At 48.0% G+C, this 15,937-nt stretch carries 16 protein-coding genes; all 16 read left to right on the forward strand.

Annotation, left to right across the window (positions count from 1 at the left end; translation table 11 throughout):
* Positions 1-2: 2 nt before the first annotated feature.
* The 16 genes from XMD564_RS08500 (at position 3) to XMD564_RS08575 (ending at position 15,851) form a co-directional block, all read left to right on the forward strand.
* The gene (locus XMD564_RS08500; RefSeq protein ID WP_173508137.1) at positions 3-662 is read left to right on the forward strand and encodes an NADH:ubiquinone reductase (Na(+)-transporting) subunit D; all 660 of its coding nucleotides are present in this window, start codon (positions 3-5) and stop codon (positions 660-662) included.
* Positions 662-1,270, forward strand: a complete 609-nt coding sequence (gene nqrE, locus XMD564_RS08505; RefSeq protein WP_173482075.1) for an NADH:ubiquinone reductase (Na(+)-transporting) subunit E — start codon at positions 662-664, stop codon at positions 1,268-1,270. The genes XMD564_RS08500 and nqrE overlap by 1 nt, the downstream gene beginning before the upstream one ends.
* A gap of 30 nt (positions 1,271-1,300) precedes the next feature.
* A complete protein-coding gene (gene nqrF / locus XMD564_RS08510) occupies positions 1,301-2,530 on the forward strand; it encodes an NADH:ubiquinone reductase (Na(+)-transporting) subunit F (RefSeq protein ID WP_173508138.1) in 1,230 nt (409 codons plus the stop codon).
* A gap of 3 nt (positions 2,531-2,533) precedes the next feature.
* Entirely contained in the window at positions 2,534-3,580 is a 1,047-nt protein-coding gene (locus XMD564_RS08515) for an FAD:protein FMN transferase (RefSeq protein WP_173508139.1), read from the forward strand.
* Between the two features lie 3 nt (positions 3,581-3,583).
* A complete protein-coding gene (gene nqrM, locus XMD564_RS08520; RefSeq protein WP_173482072.1) occupies positions 3,584-3,817 on the forward strand; it encodes a (Na+)-NQR maturation NqrM in 234 nt (77 codons plus the stop codon).
* Between the two features lie 39 nt (positions 3,818-3,856).
* Positions 3,857-5,257: a Si-specific NAD(P)(+) transhydrogenase gene (sthA, locus tag XMD564_RS08525; RefSeq protein WP_173508140.1), complete on the forward strand. Its 1,401-nt coding sequence runs from the start codon at positions 3,857-3,859 to the stop codon at positions 5,255-5,257.
* 118 nt (positions 5,258-5,375) lie between these two features.
* Positions 5,376-6,338: a MoxR family ATPase gene (locus XMD564_RS08530; RefSeq protein ID WP_173508141.1), complete on the forward strand. Its 963-nt coding sequence runs from the start codon at positions 5,376-5,378 to the stop codon at positions 6,336-6,338.
* A 10-nt stretch (positions 6,339-6,348) separates the two neighbouring features.
* On the forward strand, positions 6,349-7,251 hold the full coding sequence (locus XMD564_RS08535; protein ID WP_173508142.1) for a DUF58 domain-containing protein: 903 nt from the start codon (positions 6,349-6,351) through the stop codon (positions 7,249-7,251).
* Positions 7,244-7,570, forward strand: coding sequence for a hypothetical protein (locus tag XMD564_RS08540; RefSeq protein WP_173508143.1), 327 nt, complete (start codon positions 7,244-7,246; stop codon positions 7,568-7,570). The genes XMD564_RS08535 and XMD564_RS08540 overlap by 8 nt, the downstream gene beginning before the upstream one ends.
* A gap of 7 nt (positions 7,571-7,577) precedes the next feature.
* Positions 7,578-8,552: a VWA domain-containing protein gene (locus XMD564_RS08545; protein WP_173508144.1), complete on the forward strand. Its 975-nt coding sequence runs from the start codon at positions 7,578-7,580 to the stop codon at positions 8,550-8,552.
* Positions 8,552-9,538, forward strand: coding sequence for a VWA domain-containing protein (locus XMD564_RS08550; protein WP_173508145.1), 987 nt, complete (start codon positions 8,552-8,554; stop codon positions 9,536-9,538). The genes XMD564_RS08545 and XMD564_RS08550 overlap by 1 nt, the downstream gene beginning before the upstream one ends.
* Positions 9,531-10,262, forward strand: coding sequence for a tol-pal system YbgF family protein (locus XMD564_RS08555; RefSeq protein WP_173508146.1), 732 nt, complete (start codon positions 9,531-9,533; stop codon positions 10,260-10,262). Before XMD564_RS08550 ends, XMD564_RS08555 begins: the two co-directional genes overlap by 8 nt.
* Positions 10,256-11,587: a hypothetical protein gene (locus tag XMD564_RS08560; RefSeq protein ID WP_173508147.1), complete on the forward strand. Its 1,332-nt coding sequence runs from the start codon at positions 10,256-10,258 to the stop codon at positions 11,585-11,587. Before XMD564_RS08555 ends, XMD564_RS08560 begins: the two co-directional genes overlap by 7 nt.
* A 168-nt stretch (positions 11,588-11,755) precedes the next feature.
* A complete protein-coding gene (locus XMD564_RS08565; protein ID WP_173508148.1) occupies positions 11,756-13,888 on the forward strand; it encodes a type I secretion system permease/ATPase in 2,133 nt (710 codons plus the stop codon).
* Positions 13,888-15,225 (forward strand): HlyD family type I secretion periplasmic adaptor subunit, encoded by a 1,338-nt coding sequence (locus tag XMD564_RS08570; RefSeq protein WP_173508149.1) that lies wholly within the window; start codon positions 13,888-13,890, stop codon positions 15,223-15,225. The genes XMD564_RS08565 and XMD564_RS08570 overlap by 1 nt, the downstream gene beginning before the upstream one ends.
* Complete coding sequence (locus XMD564_RS08575; protein WP_173508150.1) at positions 15,225-15,851, forward strand: response regulator transcription factor; 627 nt, start codon at positions 15,225-15,227, stop codon at positions 15,849-15,851. Before XMD564_RS08570 ends, XMD564_RS08575 begins: the two co-directional genes overlap by 1 nt.
* Positions 15,852-15,937: the final 86 nt, after the last annotated feature.

Raw genomic sequence — 15,937 nt, forward strand, 5'->3', positions numbered from 1 at the left:
TCATGGCTAAGTCAAAAGAGATCTTGACGACCCCTATCTTTAAGGACAACCCAATTGCACTGCAAATCTTGGGTGTATGTTCTGCACTAGCGGTTACGTCAAACATGGCAACGGCATTGGTTATGTCGTTGGCTGTTATTGTGGTTACCGCATTCTCGAACATGTTCGTGTCGATCATTCGTAACCATATCCCGGGTAACATCCGTATCATCGTTCAGATGACGATCATTGCATCCTTGGTAATCGTCGTTGACCAGATTCTAAAAGCTTATGCTTACGATATCTCTAAGCAGCTTTCGGTATTCGTTGGTCTGATCATTACTAACTGTATCGTAATGGGTCGTGCAGAGGCCTTTGCGATGAAGAACCCACCACTACCAAGCTTCTTAGATGGTATTGGTAACGGTCTTGGTTACGGCGCTGTACTGATGTTTGTCGGTTTCTTCCGCGAACTCTTTGGTGCAGGTTCACTCTTCGGTATTGAGATTCTTCCGCTAGTGACTAATGGTGGTTGGTACCAGAGCAACGGTCTATTGTTGCTTCCTCCAAGTGCCTTCTTCCTAATCGGTATCTTCATCTGGATTATCCGTTCTTGGGATCCAAAACAGGTTGAGGCGCCAGATTTTGAAATGGCGGCTAACACGAAAGGAGGTTCTCACTAATGGAACAGATGATCAGTCTTGCCGTTAAGGCGATCTTCGTTGAGAACATGGCTCTCGCATTCTTCTTGGGAATGTGTACCTTCTTGGCGATCTCTAAGAAGGTTCAAACAGCCTTTGGTCTTGGTGTAGCCGTTATCGTTGTATTGGCGATTACGACTCCAGTAAACAACCTGATCTTCAACCTGTTGCTTCGTGAAGGGGCATTGGCTTGGGCGGGTTACCCAGAAGTTGACCTTAGCTTCCTAGGTTACATCTCTTACATCGGCGTTATCGCTGCGATCGTTCAGATCCTAGAGATGTTCCTAGATAAATTCGTTCCAGCGCTTTACAACGCGTTAGGTGTCTTCCTACCACTGATCACAGTTAACTGTGCAATCATGGGTGCAGCGTTGTTCATGGTAGAGCGTGACTACACCTTTGGTGAGAGTGTCGTATACGGCACGAGTGCAGGCATCGGTTGGGCACTTGCGATCACAGCGCTAGCGGGTATTCGTGAGAAGCTGAAGTACTCAGATGTACCAGAGGGGCTTCGTGGTCTAGGTATCACCTTCATCACTGTAGGTCTGATGTCACTGGGCTTCATGTCATTCTCTGGCGTGTCTCTGTAACTGGTCTACTAGGAGAGGAATGAATTAGCTATGAATGCAGAAATCATCCTAGGCGTGGTGATGTTTACAGTCGTGGTACTAGCATTGGTTGCTATTATCTTGGCTGCCCGCGCTAAGCTGGTTAGCTCCGGCAATGTAACAATTGAAATTAACGGTGATCCTGAAAAAACAATCACTGTGCCTGCAGGCGGTAAATTGCTGCAGACTCTAGCAGACAAGGGTGTATTCCTTGCCTCTGCTTGTGGTGGTGGCGGTACCTGTGCCCAGTGTAAATGTGAAGTTCATGAAGGTGGCGGTTCTATGCTGCCTACAGAAGAGTCACACTTCACAATGCGTGAAGCAAAAGAGGGCTGGCGTCTAAGCTGTCAGGTGCCTGTTAAACAGGACATGAAGATTCATGTTGAAGATGATGTCTTCGGCGTTAAGAAGTGGACTTGTACGGTTGACTCTAACCCGAACGTCGCAACCTTCATCAAAGAGCTGACTCTGCGTCTGCCTGAAGGCGAGAACGTCGACTTCCGTGCAGGGGGTTACGTTCAGCTAGAGTGTCCACCACACACCGTAAACTACAAAGACTTCGCAATCGAGGAAGAGTACCACCCAGATTGGGATAAGTTTGATATTTGGCGTTACGTCTCTAAAGTAGATGAAACAACGATTCGTGCTTACTCGATGGCGAACTACCCTGAAGAGCGCGGTGTGGTTAAGTTCAATATCCGTATTGCAACTCCACCTCCGGGTCGTGACGATGTGCCACCTGGCATCATGTCATCGTACGTATTTAGCCTGAAACCTGGTGATACTATTGATGTTTACGGACCATTCGGTGAGTTCTTCGCTCGCGATACTGATAACGAAATGGTCTTCATCGGCGGTGGTGCCGGTATGGCGCCAATGCGCTCACACATCTTCGATCAGCTTAAGCGTCTAAACTCTAAGCGTAAGATCTCTTTCTGGTACGGTGCACGCTCTGTTCGTGAAGCCTTCTACACAGAAGAGTTCGATAAGTTGGCTGAAGAGAATGAGAACTTCGAATGGCACCTAGCACTGTCTGATCCACTTCCAGAAGATAACTGGGAAGGTCTGACTGGCTTCATCCACAACGTCCTTCTAGAGAACTACTTGAAGGATCATGAAGCACCAGAGGATTGTGAGTACTACATGTGTGGGCCACCAATGATGAACGCAGCGGTGATCGACATGCTACTCAACCTAGGTGTTGAACGTGAGAACATCATGCTTGACGACTTCGGTGGCTAATAGATGATTTCAGGTTTTAAAAGCCTTATTAAATGGCCGGTAGCTATGCTACTGGCCGTTTTTGTTCTAACGGGCTGTAACTTTTTTGAAAATGAGAAGGTGGTTGGCATTGATGGTCAAACCATGGGCACTACCTTCAGTATGCGCTGGGTTGATCTTAACGAAGATCGAATCAACGATATTCGCAATCGTGCCGGTAAGGTTCTTGCAACCGTTAATCAGCAGATGTCGACCTACATTCCTAATAGTGAACTCTCGACCTTTAATAAGCTTCCTGCAGGCAGTGAGATGGAAGTCTCAGACGCGCTGGCAGCGGTTGTAGAGCAGTCATTGACGATCAGTGAACGATCCGGCGGGGCGTTTGATGTCACAGTGGGTCCGTTGGTTAACCTTTGGGGCTTTGGGCCCAATGGCCGTATCGAAAAGGCACCTACCGAGGCAGAGATCGCTTCGTTGCAGGAACGTATTGGTTACCAAAAAGTCGAGGTTTTAAAAGACCCCACTCGTTTGCGAAAATTAGGACAGCAGTATGTTGATCTGTCGGCCATCGCTAAAGGCTACGGCGTTGATCAACTGGCTGAGACTCTCGAAGCCGAAGGTATTTACAACTATTTGGTTGAGATCGGCGGTGAGCTTCGCGCTAAAGGCTTGAAGCCAGATGGTTCACACTGGCGCATTGCCATTGAGTCACCGGCATCGATGGAGCGCAGTATCGGACGAATCATTAATGTTAAGGATACGGCGATTGCTACATCCGGTGATTACCGAAACTACTTTGAGGAAGGCGGTGTCCGTTTTTCGCACACCATTAATCCTGAGACGGGTAAACCGATTACTCACCGCTTAGCGTCAGTAACCGTATTAATGCCGACCTGTGCTGAGGCGGATGCATTAGCAACGACCCTGATGGTCATGGGCGAAAACAGAGGCTTTGAGTTCGCCAAAGAAGAGGGGATAGCAGCCTACTTCTTATATAAGTCAGAGCAGGGTGATACATTTATCGAACAGGCAACAGCAGAGTTTGAAGCCTTTGTTCAAGAAGGAGAGTAAGCCATGGAAATTATGGTCATTACATTTATTGTTCTACTGGTTGTCATCGTTGGTATGTCAGTAGGCGTGATCTTCTCGAATAAGCCAATTAAGGGCTCTTGTGGTGGCATGAGTGCACTTGGCATGGATACAGTTTGTGATATCTGTGGCGGTCGTCCCGAAGATTGTGATGGCGAGCAAGACGCGGTCCAAAAGAAAGAGATTAATAAAGACGATCTAGCTTACGAAGTTAAGTAGATCGATCGACGATAACGACAAGGAAAGTTGAGGTACTAAATGGCAGCCTACGAATACGATGTAGTGGTAATTGGCTCGGGTCCTGCGGGTGAGGGTGCTGCAATGAATGCAGCTAAAAAAGGTCGCCGTGTAGCGGTGATCGAAGAGCAGTCCACAGTCGGCGGTAACTGTACTCATAAAGGTACCATCCCTTCTAAAGCGCTGCGTCACTCCGTTAAACAGATCATCGAGTTCAACACCAACCCAATGTTCCGTGATATCGGTGAACCACGCTGGTTCTCATTTCCTAAAGTGTTAAGTCGTGCCGAGAAGGTGATCTCTAATCAGGTCATGCTACGCACTAACTTCTATGCGCGCAATCGTGTTGATCTCTTCTTTGGTGAAGCCAAGCTGGTTTCAAACAGTGAAGTCAGTATTGTAGGTAATAACGGCAGTGCTGATACGCTCAAAGCGAAAAACATCATCATCGCAACGGGCTCCAGCCCATACTGTCCACCGGATGTTGATTTTAACCACCCACGTATCTACAACTCAGACACTGTGCTTAAACTCTGCCATACACCACGCAATATGGTGATCTACGGTGCCGGTGTTATCGGTTGTGAATACGCCTCTATCTTCAGTGGGTTAGGGGTGAAAGTGGATTTGATCGACAATCGTGATCGTCTTCTATCTTTTCTAGATGGCGAGATCTCTGATGCGTTGAGTTACCACCTACGCAACAAAGGCGTCATGATTCGTCACAACGAAGAGTATGACAAGATTGAAGGGACAGAGAACGGTGTCGTAATCACCATGAAGTCTGGTAAGGTCCTTCGTACGGATGCCTTCCTATGGTGTAACGGTCGTACCGGCAATACCGCACAACTTGATCTTGATAAGGTCGGTTTGAAAGCCAACGGTCGCGGACAGTTGGATGTTGATGATCACTACCGTACGGAAGTCGATGGTATCTACGCTGTAGGTGATGTGATCGGCTGGCCTGGCCTGGCATCAGCAGCGCTTGATCAAGGGCGTGCCGCTTCAGAAGATATGTTGGATGCCGATGATTTTCGTTTTGTCAGTGAAGTGCCTTCAGGTATCTATACCATTCCAGAGATCAGCTCGATCGGTAAAACCGAAGAGGAGCTTACCTCGGCAGCGGTACCCTACGAAGTGGGTCAAGCCTTCTTTAAAGATACTGCGCGTGCTCAGATTTCCGGTGAACCCGTTGGTATGCTGAAAATCTTGTTCCACCGTGAATCTCTGGAAATTCTGGGTATCCACTGCTTTGGTGACCAAGCATCCGAGATCATCCACATCGGCCAAGCGATCATGGCACAAGAGGGTGAAGCGAATACTGTGAAGTACTTTGTAAACACCACCTTCAACTACCCAACCATGGCTGAAGCCTACCGTGTTGCTGCTCTTGCGGGCCTAAACCGATTAGAGAGTAAATAAACTATTCTATGGTTGTTAAGAGCGCCTTAGGGCGCTCTTTTTGTTTAAGCCAAAGATCTATAACGGTATAACTAAATTAGCTACAATGGTTCATTACTTCACCGAAGGGGTTTGAACCGTGAGCGAGCTGACACCACTGCATGAGTTAAGGTCTAAAATCGAAGAGATCATCGTCGGCCAAGAGTCTGTGATCGATCGTCTTCTTATTGCGTTACTCAGTGGCGGGCACGTGCTCCTTGAAGGCCCACCGGGTCTAGCTAAGACAACTCTGGTTCATTCTCTCGCCGCGGGAATGAATGCCCGTTTTCAGCGTGTTCAATTTACACCGGATCTTATGCCAGCCGATTTGACTGGCAGTGAAGTGTTCGATGCCAATAGTGGCAGCTTCCGTTTTATCGAAGGACCACTGTTTCATGAGGTGTTACTGGCTGATGAGATCAACCGTGCGCCACCTAAGGTGCAATCTGCACTGTTGGAAGCCATGGCCGAGCATCAAATCACGGTGGCCGGTAAAACCTATCCTCTGCCTCCTGTCTTTATGGTGTTGGCAACTCAAAACCCCCTAGAACAATCGGGTACCTACCCTCTGCCTGAAGCTCAACTGGATCGTTTCCTATTCAAAATCCTATTGGACTACCCAAGCATCGATGAAGAGATCGAGATCACTCGTCGTGCGCGTGCTGCCCAAGAGGGGCATGTCGAGGCCGACATGAAGGCCCTAATGACACCCAGTGAACTTCTTGCCTTAAGAGAGACGTTAAACAGTGTTTATATTGAAGAGCGGGTAGAGCGGTTTGCGATAGAGTTGGTCTCTGCCACTCGTCGATTAAATCAATACATCCCAGAGTGGGGTGGTTATGTGAAAGCAGGTGCATCACCTCGCGCGTCGATTGCACTGCTTCAGGCGGCGACCGCAAGAGCACTACTGAACCAGCGTGATTTTGTGCTTCCTGAAGATATTCATGCGCTTGCCGTTGATGTACTTCGTCATCGCTTGGTACTCAGCTTCTCGGCTAAAGCGGACGGGGTAACCGAAGAATCAGTGATTCATCGTCTTTTAGAGACGCTCCCGGCGGTTTAACAGGTCTGTTGTGAACAGCTTAGTTGACCGACCTCTGCTAGGTCCTGATGAGATAGCGCAACTGATTGCCTCTGGTGCTGTCTTGGCTTCACAGGTAGAGGGTCAGATTAATCAACGTCTAAACAATGGTTCTAATAAAGCAGCTTTATTGGGCGGTGGAACTGAATTTGATGATCTGCGCATTTTTCATTTTGGGGATGACCCTAGAAAGATCGATTGGCGTGCTTCTGCTCGATCTCAAGAGAGGTTAGTTAGATCCTACCGTAGTGAATTTCAGCAACCTCTTCAGTTGGTCGTTGATCGCAATTCAACCATGCGGTTTGGCACAAAGAAGCGTCTGAAAGTCACTCAAGCTGCTAGATTGTCACTCTGGTTAGCAGGTATTTACCATCAGCAAGATTATGCACTGGGTGCGTTTTTATTAGAGCAGAATGCCACTGTGTTTGACTCTAGGGTGGGGGATGACTGGCTCAACCTTCTCTGTGAGGCTTTGGTCTCGCCTGCACCGCCTTCGCAGAATTCAGCGATCAACTGGGATGCTGTTTTAACGCAACTTGTTTCTGATACACCCACCGGTGCTAAAGTCATTTTGATTTCAGATTTTAGATCGTTGAACTCAGATCACCGGGCGCTTTTAACTGAACTATCAGAAAAGAGATCATTGAGCGCGTTCCTCATTTCAGACCCCATGGAGAGAGATCCAAAGGCGCTGTTAGGTCGTGATTTGATCTGGGGTCCTAAGAGGTTCTGTGTCGATGGCCAAGAGTCCATCGCTCGTATTCATCAAGCCTACTCGAATCGATTGTTAGAGATTCAGGATCTAATGTCACTATCAGGCATCCCGCTGATTGAAGTCTGTAGTTCGCTCGATCAGTTTACCCTGAGCCTGTTAGGTGGTGAGTATCATGAATGAAGCACCGTTAAGGCTCTTCGATATTTTGCCAATGGTTGACCACTCATCCAATCTGGCACTGATGGCTATACTCTCTCTGGCAGTACTATTTACACTATTTATTGCAATTTGGTACCGCTTTTTTACACCACTAGCAAAGTTGCAGCGCGCACTATCAAATCAGTCGATGACGCCGCGTCAGGGCTGTCATCAATTAGCGGGAATCATGGTCATTGACACTGCCTTACTACAGGAACTGAACAGGTTGCGGTTTCAACCTGCTGAACCGACACTCGATGAAGTTCAAACATTGATCAAGAGGGCGCGACATGTTCTCTGATTGGGGAATGTTACAACCTCTTTGGTTGTTACTAACGCCTCTAATTTTGACTCTCTTTTGGCGTCGCAGAAACTCTGATGCGCCTTGGCCAGACCTACTGCAAAGAGAGAGAGTTCGTTACCCTCTTTATGGCGAACTGACTAATGAAGAGCCTGAAGCATCGCAATACCAGCCGCGTCGTGAACGGCTATTGATGATGTCCATGACATTATTCGTATTGGCTTTGGCCCAACCCGTTGTCTACCGTGACACCATTGAACTACCAGATCAGAAAGATCCTGTAGACCTAGTGCTATTGGTGGACACTAACATCACGATGGTGCTGAAAGACTATTTTGACGGTGAGCAGTCGATTGAAAGAATGAGCCTTACCAAAGAGCTCTTATCAGAGTTCGTTAATGGCTTTCAGGGTAATCGTATTGGCCTAAGTATTATGGGAAACCCTCCGTATCATTGGTTGCCGTTTACCGATGATCGAGACGCCGTGACACAAGCCATTGCTCGTATTAGGGTGACACTCGGCGGGCGTTTAAGCGACATGTCGGCTTCACTCAAGCTGGTCAGTGACAACTATCCAACGGATCTTAATCCTGTCGTTGTGATGGTGACCGACAGCGGTATGCAGTTGGGTGAAACCTCTCCACAAGCTGCTGCGAAAGCCCTAGCTGATGCCGGCTATACCCTCTATGTTATTGCGATAGGCTCGACTGAGCTCTCACAGGAACAGAAGGCGCGTGCCGGATTTGTCTATGACCCTGTGGACCTCGCTCTGTTGGATGAAGTGGCTAAGGCGGGCGCCGGCAAGATGTTTCACGCTCTGAACATCGACGCCTTTGAAGAGGCTCTGCAAACTATTTCACAAGAGCAGACGACTCAGAATAGATCAATTAGTACATTGCCCTTGGTGGAGCCGCTCTACCCCTGGTTTATTCTGTCTGGACTCATGCTGCTGATACTGGCCTTTGTGAGGAGGAGTGTCTGATGGTCTATTGGCGCGAACCTCTTCTGCTATGGCTGATGCTATTGCCATTAGCGATTCTCGTTATCTCTACTGTTAGAGAAAAAAAGAGACTGACACAGCTGGTCGATGATGAGCTGCTCCCTTGGGTTCAGCCACCCAGTCGATCTGGATGGGAAGGGTTAAAGCCGCTCTTATTGTCATCGATTTGGGCGCTATTGATCCTCGCATTAGCGGGACCTAGAACCCCCCAATTCATCCCAAATGATCTTACATCAGCGCAGGATCGTGTCATTATCCTGTTGGATTATTCAGACTCCATGCGAGCGATAGATGCGCGAGGTCTTCAGGGTGTGGTGCCTCGCATAACTGCGGCCACCGAGCTTGCAAACTCTTGGTTGGACCCTGATGTGCCGATCGTTGAGACAGGTCTATTGGCTTTTTCTGGCAGTGCGCACTGGCTATTAAAGCCGACCATGGATAGTCATCTAATCCAACATTTTCTAGCTCAAGGTGATGAGCTCTATCTCCCCACTCTTGGGAGTAACCTAGTTGAGGCATTGTCGGCCATTCGGACTCTGCCAAGGGGGCCTGATACAAAAAGCCACATAGTAATTTTAACGGATGGTGATGTGGTTCTGGAAAACAGCGAGAGCATTGGGTCCACTCTAGTATCGCTGCATGCCTCTATGCCGATGACACTGAATCTAATCGGGTTGGGCGGTGGAGAGCCTACTCAAGTTCCCGGTCACCCTTCGGCCAATACTCAAATGAACAGCACCTTTCTTAAGTCGCTGGCGTCACTGCATCCCGATTTTAGTTACAGGACACCGGAATCCTTGTTAGGGCAGCCCTTGCTAAAGTGGCTCAATATTGAGTCTAGGCGTATCACTCCAGAGAACTACGCCCGAGTTGTCTGGTCTGAGTGGTTTTCGATACCGCTTTTGATAGCACTTCTGCTCATAGTCGTTCTCATACATCGTTCACCAACGAGGTGGTCGAATGGTTAGTCTAAAACGAGCTGTGCTATTCGGTTATGGCTTACTTTTGCTGTTAGTGATGCTGACCTATTGGGTTGTGCCACAGTTTATTGAACCTTCGAAATATGAATCACAGTTTCAGCAAGCAGAAGCCTGCTATCGTCAGCAAGATTGGGAGTGCGCGCAGCTCAATTTTGCGGCGGCTGTCTGGTCCTCTGAATCGAATATTGATCGTGGGATTGCACTGTTTAACCTGGCGAATACTCACTTCTACCGCGGCGAATACACACAATCTAAGTTGCTCTACCAAGAGGCAGAAGAGTTTGGGGTGGATGCGCAAAAAATAGCGGTGAATCTATCGTTCGCGCGTTCACTCGAAGCATCAATGAAGCAGCTGTTATTGGATATTCAAAAGAGTGCCGATAAAGCCGATTGGCATAACGCTTCAGGTAACCTACCGATCGACCTTTTGGATCAGGTGGCAGAAGGTGTCTACCTTGGTGTCAGTCAGGAGCTTCCGGAAAATATACTTAACCTATCGGCCGATCAGGTCAAACCCCTGTTAATGGCCTCCATCGATCAGCATTTAGGCAGGCAGAGCGAGTTGGAGTACCAGCCACGCTGGATCAGAACTGATTCGACCGGTTCCAGAACGACTGCAGAGTTATTGAGTCGTGTGATGCGCCTTGAGTTAGATTTACCTAATAGCATCGATCCAACTCCTATCAAAGTGGAGGGGGAGCGGCCGTGGTAAAACTGTTATTGATTCTCGTCTTCAGCATCGGGCAGCTTCATGCGGCCAACTTGTCTATCCTGCCTGAAAAAGCTCAGATCGAGCAGGGCCGCTCTGTGACAGTCAATATGCTCTATGTTGGCCCCGCCTCGCCAGATGAGTTGAATGTTAAGCGTTGGCAAACTCAGGTGTTTACAGAAAAAGGTTATCGAACAGAGAGAGAGTTGCCCGATGGGCAGGTAGAAGTTAAGCAGCGCCTTACACTCTTTCCAAGACAATCAGGTCTGCTAACCTTGGGCCCCCTAGCATTGGGTGGGGCCAAATCGCAGCGTTTTGATCTGATGGTGACACCTGCGGTAGTTAATAATGTAGACATTACACCTATCTGGGACACACTGCCGGAACAGATCTGGCAAGGCGAATCCATTGAGAGTTGTGTGAGTATGCCGTTATCTGAGCAACGCAACCGTATTAAGATTGAGTCGCTGGAAATTCCGGGAATCTCTGCAGTGCAGACACTATCCAGAACAGGTTTATTTGAGGAGCAGCTCATCGCAAAACGGTGTTGGCGTTTCTCAGCCCAACAGCCTGGAAATTACCTCATTGAGTTACCGCCCTTGATCCAACGAGGGCGTGGCCGATGGACCTTCTATCTTCCAGCTCAGGCTATTGAAGTCTTGCCACTGCCAAGCTATCTGCCAAACAGTATCAGTATCGGTAAGCCGAATATCAAGGTGCAACAGGGTGAGCTAGGTTGGCGAATCAGTGTCCAGGTGGTTGCAGGGTCTTCGGCGCAAACCTTATGGGGTGTAAGAAGTGCGCTAGCCAAAGCGATGGCTATTTCTGCAGATCAAATCATAGATTCTGAGGGTGAATTTTTTGTCCCCTATAAGCGCTGGTCGTTTGGCCAGATTGTCACAGTAAAACTCCCATTCTTTAATACGCTAACGGGGCGATTAGACACAGTTGATCTGCTGCTTAAAGCGCCCTGGAAATTGCCAATGACCGCCATTGTGTTCTTATTGATAGTCGCTGTCGCTATCCTCATTAAAGTGACTCTTTTAGCGGGAGCATTTAAGCAAAGAAGAGCAAGAGTGCAGGCGTTTAAACATGCGATCTACTCAGCAACGACAGCTGATCAGCTTAGATCACTGGTGTTAGCGGGTGGTTGTGCTGGAGCAGAGTGTAGCGAGCGTTATAAAACCCTTCAACACTGGGCCGATGCGCAAGGTGATCAAGAGGCGACTTGGCTAGCTCACAGCATTAACCAATTGGCTTTTTCTAAAAGCGATCAAGCGCCTCTTGAAGAGATAAAACGAACATTGATCAATCGATTAACTCTCTAGTTTGTTAACCGGTTGATCACAATTTTGAAGTTCACCCTCTGCTCTTAGCATTTCTATATCCCAATTTATTTCTAAATTGCCATATCAATTGGCACGAAACCTGCATTGCTAAGTGCAAATAGTATCCGCTTTTAAGTTTATGGTGGAAATAGCAATAGAGGTTTCTAAATGCATCCAAATGATGTTGACCCTTTACTACAGTCTTTGCTCGCTTTAGCGCGTACTTATGGCATAACGGCTACAGAAGAGACTCTAACAGCTGGCCTTCCTCTCGTTGATGATCGGCTAACACCATCGCTTTTCCCCCGTGCAGCCGAGCGTGCCAACTTAACGTCACGTATCGTTAATAAATCATTGGATGAGATGACAGCCGATCATCTTTTACCGGCTATCTTACTTACAAAGGACAATAAAGCACTTGTGCTGCTCGGTTGGAGTCACGACAAAGGCATAGCGGACGTGATCCTTCCAGAATTAAGCCATGCCAAGTCGACGATCAGTCGCTTTGAACTGGCAAACCTCTTCACGGGCCACGCAATACTGGCGCGTCCCGTTTTTCAGATGGATAGCAACCTAAAACCCAATCGTCTTAAACATCAAAAAGGACACTGGTTTTGGTCAGCTATTCGAGAAAATAGAGCCGTATACCGTGATGTGCTCTTTGCAGCTCTATTTATTAACCTATTTGCACTAGTCGTTCCTATATTCACCATGAACGTCTATGACCGCGTTGTACCAAACCATGCCATAGAAACGCTGTGGATGTTGGCGGCAGGGGTAGGGATTGTATTGGTTGCAGACGCCTTTTTGAAAACCATCCGCTCTCACTTCTTGGATTTAGCCTCAAGGCGTGTTGATGTGCGTCTTTCCGCAAAGATCATGGAACGTGTTTTAGGGTTACGCTTAGAAGCTAAACCCAACTCAGTGGGCTCTTTTGCCTCTAACTTGCGCTCATTTGAATCGGTGAGAGACTTCATTACCTCCGCCTCCATTAACGCCCTAATTGATCTTCCATTCTCGATCATTTTTCTGTTGGTCATTGCGTGGATTGCTTCGCCCGTTGTGGTTCCAGTTGTGGTAGCGATTGTTTTGGTCGTTCTATATGCACTAATCACGCAATCGCGTTTGCGCCGTTTAACTGAAACCATGCACGTTGCAAGCGCTATGCGTAACTCGACTCTGGTTGAATCGCTAGTCGGCCTAGAGACGCTGAAATCGATGGGTGCAGAGGGGCGCATGCAGCGGAAGTGGGAAAGTACCTCCTCTTACCTTGCTAGAGTGGGCATTCAGCTTCGCAAACTATCAACCTCCAGCATCTCATTTACACAGTGGGCACAACAGACCTGTGCCGTTGCGGTCATTGTTTACGGTGTCTATCTAATAACGGCGGCAGAGTTGAGTATGGGAGGCTTAATCGCGGTCAATATGCTCGCGTCCCGTGCACTAGCACCGTTCGCACAAATGGCAGGTCTCATACTGCAGTATCACAATGCTGCGACAGCACTGGATTCGCTAGAAGAGATTATGTCCAAACCGGTTGAGCGGACGGAAGATCGTCAACTGCTGACAAGGGATCACCTTAAAGGTGACTTGGTATTCAGTCATGTCAATTTTGCTTATCCAGACTCAGAGGTTGGCGCTTTGCGTGACGCTTCATTAAGTGTCAATCAGGGTGAAACGGTTGTTGTGCTTGGTCGAGTTGGTAGCGGTAAATCGACTCTGCTTAAAATGGCGATGGGCCTTTACACCCCAAATGATGGAGCTGTAACGATCGATGGTATTGATCTTCGCCAGTTGGATCCTGCCGATCTTCGAACCCGCGTCGGATATGTGCCGCAGGACGCGGTGTTGTTTCGTGGCTCCCTACGAGAAAACCTCATGCTTGCTCAGTTGCATGTCACTGATGCAGATCTTATGCAGGCAGCTGAAATGGCCGGTATTGATGAATTTATAAAGCGCCACCCTAAAGGGCTCGACATGGAAGTTGGTGAGCGCGGCGAAGCTTTATCCGGTGGTCAACGAAAAGGGGTCGTGCTAGCCCGCGCATTAGTGCACCGACCAAACGTGATGTTTATGGATGAACCTACAGGATCTATGGACCACTCAACTGAGGCCGCAGTGGTTAAAAATCTAGCCGAGTATCGTAAAGGAAGAACTTTGTTCCTAATTACACACCGTACTTCATTGCTCGATTTAGCCGATCGTATTGTAGTGTTAGACAACGGCCAAGTGGTCGCTAACGGACCTCGCCATAACGTGATTGAAGCCTTGAGGCAAGGCAAGGTCGGGAGGGCTTCATAATGATCGAACAAAAAACCGCCAACCAGCTTGAAGCGATTGATGAACAGTTTAATTGGGGAGCTGATGTCAATCGAGCTTATGTAGAGCAGTCGCCTCTGCGTCTGCGTGGTCTGCTCTACCTATTGATGCTCATTGTGATTGCTCTAGTTACCTGGGCCTACTATGCAAAAATTGATGAAGTGACAAGGGGCGAGGCCCGAGTCATACCTGCTCAACAAGTACAGATTATCCAATCCCAAGACGGTGGTTTAGTACAAGAGATTCACATTAAAGAGGGGGATGTCGTCGAACAAGGCCAACTGCTCATTAGCCTAGACCAAACTCGTACGGGATCTCAGTTGCGTGAAAGTCGCGCAGAACTCCTCGCACTGGTTGTAAAAGCTGAGCGTCTAACGGCTGTGGCAAACGGTACCGTTTTTAAACCAAGTGAAAAGCTAAGCGAACAAGTGCCAATCATCGTTCAGCAAGAGCAACAGTTGTTCACATCGAATATCAACCGTTTAGAGACGATTAAGACAATTGCGAATGAGCAGCTGAATCAACGTCGGCAGGAAGTTGATGAGCTGACAGCACGCCGTAATCAGTTAGTAGAATCGCTAAAACTGGCTAAGCGCGAACTAGAGGTAACGCGTCCATTAGTCAAAACCGGTGCAGTGTCAGAAGTGGAGTTACTTCGTTTGCAGCGTGAGGTGAATCAGTTCAGTGGTGAATTAGAACAAGCAAAATCACAGATTCAACGTTCTCAATATGCCATTACTGAATCTGAAAACAATTTACGTGATGTTGAACTCTCTTTCTTCAATGAAATTCAAGAAGAGCTGGCAAGGACAACTGCCCGCGTAAATGCCCTAACTGAAACGGATAATGCACTGTCTGATCGAGTCAACCAGACTCAGATCTATTCACCTGTTGCTGGTACGGTAAAACAACTCTATTTCAATACGCGAGGGGGTGTTATTAGTGCGGGTCAGGAAATCGCAGAGATTGTACCGTTGGATGATCGCATGTTGCTGGAAGTGAAAATTCAGCCACGTGATATCGCCTTCTTACGCCCCGGCCAAGAGACGGTCGTTAAGTTTACCGCTTATGATTTCGTTATCTACGGCGGTCTAAAAGGGGTCGTTGATCAGATTGGTGCCGACAGTATTATCGATGAAGAGGGTAACGCCTTTTACAACGTAACGGTTAGAACTACAGAGTCGTTTAACCGAGATGACATGCCAATCATTCCGGGCATGGTGGCGGAAGTGGACGTTTTAACGGGCAAAAAGTCTGTGCTCAATTACCTGGCTAAGCCTATTTTACGTGCCAAACAGTACGCCCTTACGGAGCGCTAATGGAGAGTCTTTTTTTCGGCTACCGCAATGGCCTTCGTGATAATTGGAAAACCGCTTTTCCGAATGCTCGGTCGGGCACCCAACCGGCTGATAGTTTGCCATCATCATTGGTTTGGCTAGATATAAGCGCTTTTGAAGACCATGATGCTGCACTCTGGGTAGCGTCGTTTGTGGGTAAAGGTCGTAAAGTCATCGTGCTGAGTTCTTCACCCAACGATCAACAGGCCTACAGCATGATGAGTATCGGTGCCTCTGGATATTGCCATGCACTGGCAGCGGCTAGTCAGTTACAAGAGGTCGCAGATGTTGTTAAAAAAGGTGGTCTTTGGGTTGGCCCGGGCGTTTTACAACGCATCATAGGCGTTTCGAATAAGATAGCTTCACTAAGATCAGACAAAACATCGCTTGACCCGGCTTTGTCGGTTTTAACCGCAAAAGAGCTAGAAGTGGCGGCCGATGTGGCTGTGGGGTTAAACAATAAAGAGATTGCTGAAAAACGCTATATGTCAGAGCGAACGGTTAAGTCACATCTCACGACAATTTTTCAAAAGTTCAACGTACGTGACCGCGTTCAGCTCGCCCTGCTTATGAATGGTGTGCCATTCAAAAAAGAACAAGCAAGTTAGTCTTAAATCAAAACCCATTACATAAAGTCTTGGCACGTTTCCTGCTTAATCCTTACCAATCGGCAGATTAAGTCTGCCCAAAAGTA

The sequence above is a fragment of the Marinobacterium sp. xm-d-564 genome, from assembly GCF_013283345.1.
GTDB lineage: Bacteria > Pseudomonadota > Gammaproteobacteria > Pseudomonadales > Balneatricaceae > Marinobacterium_E.

Excerpts from the sequence above, each read along its gene's own strand:
- XMD564_RS08540 (WP_173508143.1), top strand. The coding sequence starts at position 7,244 with ATGAATGAAGCACCGTTAAGGCTCTTCGATATTTTGCCAATGGTTGAC.
- nqrM (WP_173482072.1), top strand. The coding sequence starts at position 3,584 with ATGGAAATTATGGTCATTACATTTATTGTTCTACTGGTTGTCATCGTT.
- XMD564_RS08515 (WP_173508139.1), top strand. The coding sequence starts at position 2,534 with ATGATTTCAGGTTTTAAAAGCCTTATTAAATGGCCGGTAGCTATGCTA.
- sthA (WP_173508140.1), top strand. The coding sequence starts at position 3,857 with ATGGCAGCCTACGAATACGATGTAGTGGTAATTGGCTCGGGTCCTGCG.
- XMD564_RS08500 (WP_173508137.1), top strand. The coding sequence starts at position 3 with ATGGCTAAGTCAAAAGAGATCTTGACGACCCCTATCTTTAAGGACAAC.
- XMD564_RS08545 (WP_173508144.1), top strand. The coding sequence starts at position 7,578 with ATGTTACAACCTCTTTGGTTGTTACTAACGCCTCTAATTTTGACTCTC.
- XMD564_RS08550 (WP_173508145.1), top strand. The coding sequence starts at position 8,552 with ATGGTCTATTGGCGCGAACCTCTTCTGCTATGGCTGATGCTATTGCCA.
- XMD564_RS08570 (WP_173508149.1), top strand. The coding sequence starts at position 13,888 with ATGATCGAACAAAAAACCGCCAACCAGCTTGAAGCGATTGATGAACAG.
- nqrE (WP_173482075.1), top strand. The coding sequence starts at position 662 with ATGGAACAGATGATCAGTCTTGCCGTTAAGGCGATCTTCGTTGAGAAC.
- XMD564_RS08565 (WP_173508148.1), top strand. The coding sequence starts at position 11,756 with ATGCATCCAAATGATGTTGACCCTTTACTACAGTCTTTGCTCGCTTTA.
- nqrF (WP_173508138.1), top strand. The coding sequence starts at position 1,301 with ATGAATGCAGAAATCATCCTAGGCGTGGTGATGTTTACAGTCGTGGTA.
- XMD564_RS08555 (WP_173508146.1), top strand. The coding sequence starts at position 9,531 with ATGGTTAGTCTAAAACGAGCTGTGCTATTCGGTTATGGCTTACTTTTG.
- XMD564_RS08575 (WP_173508150.1), top strand. The coding sequence starts at position 15,225 with ATGGAGAGTCTTTTTTTCGGCTACCGCAATGGCCTTCGTGATAATTGG.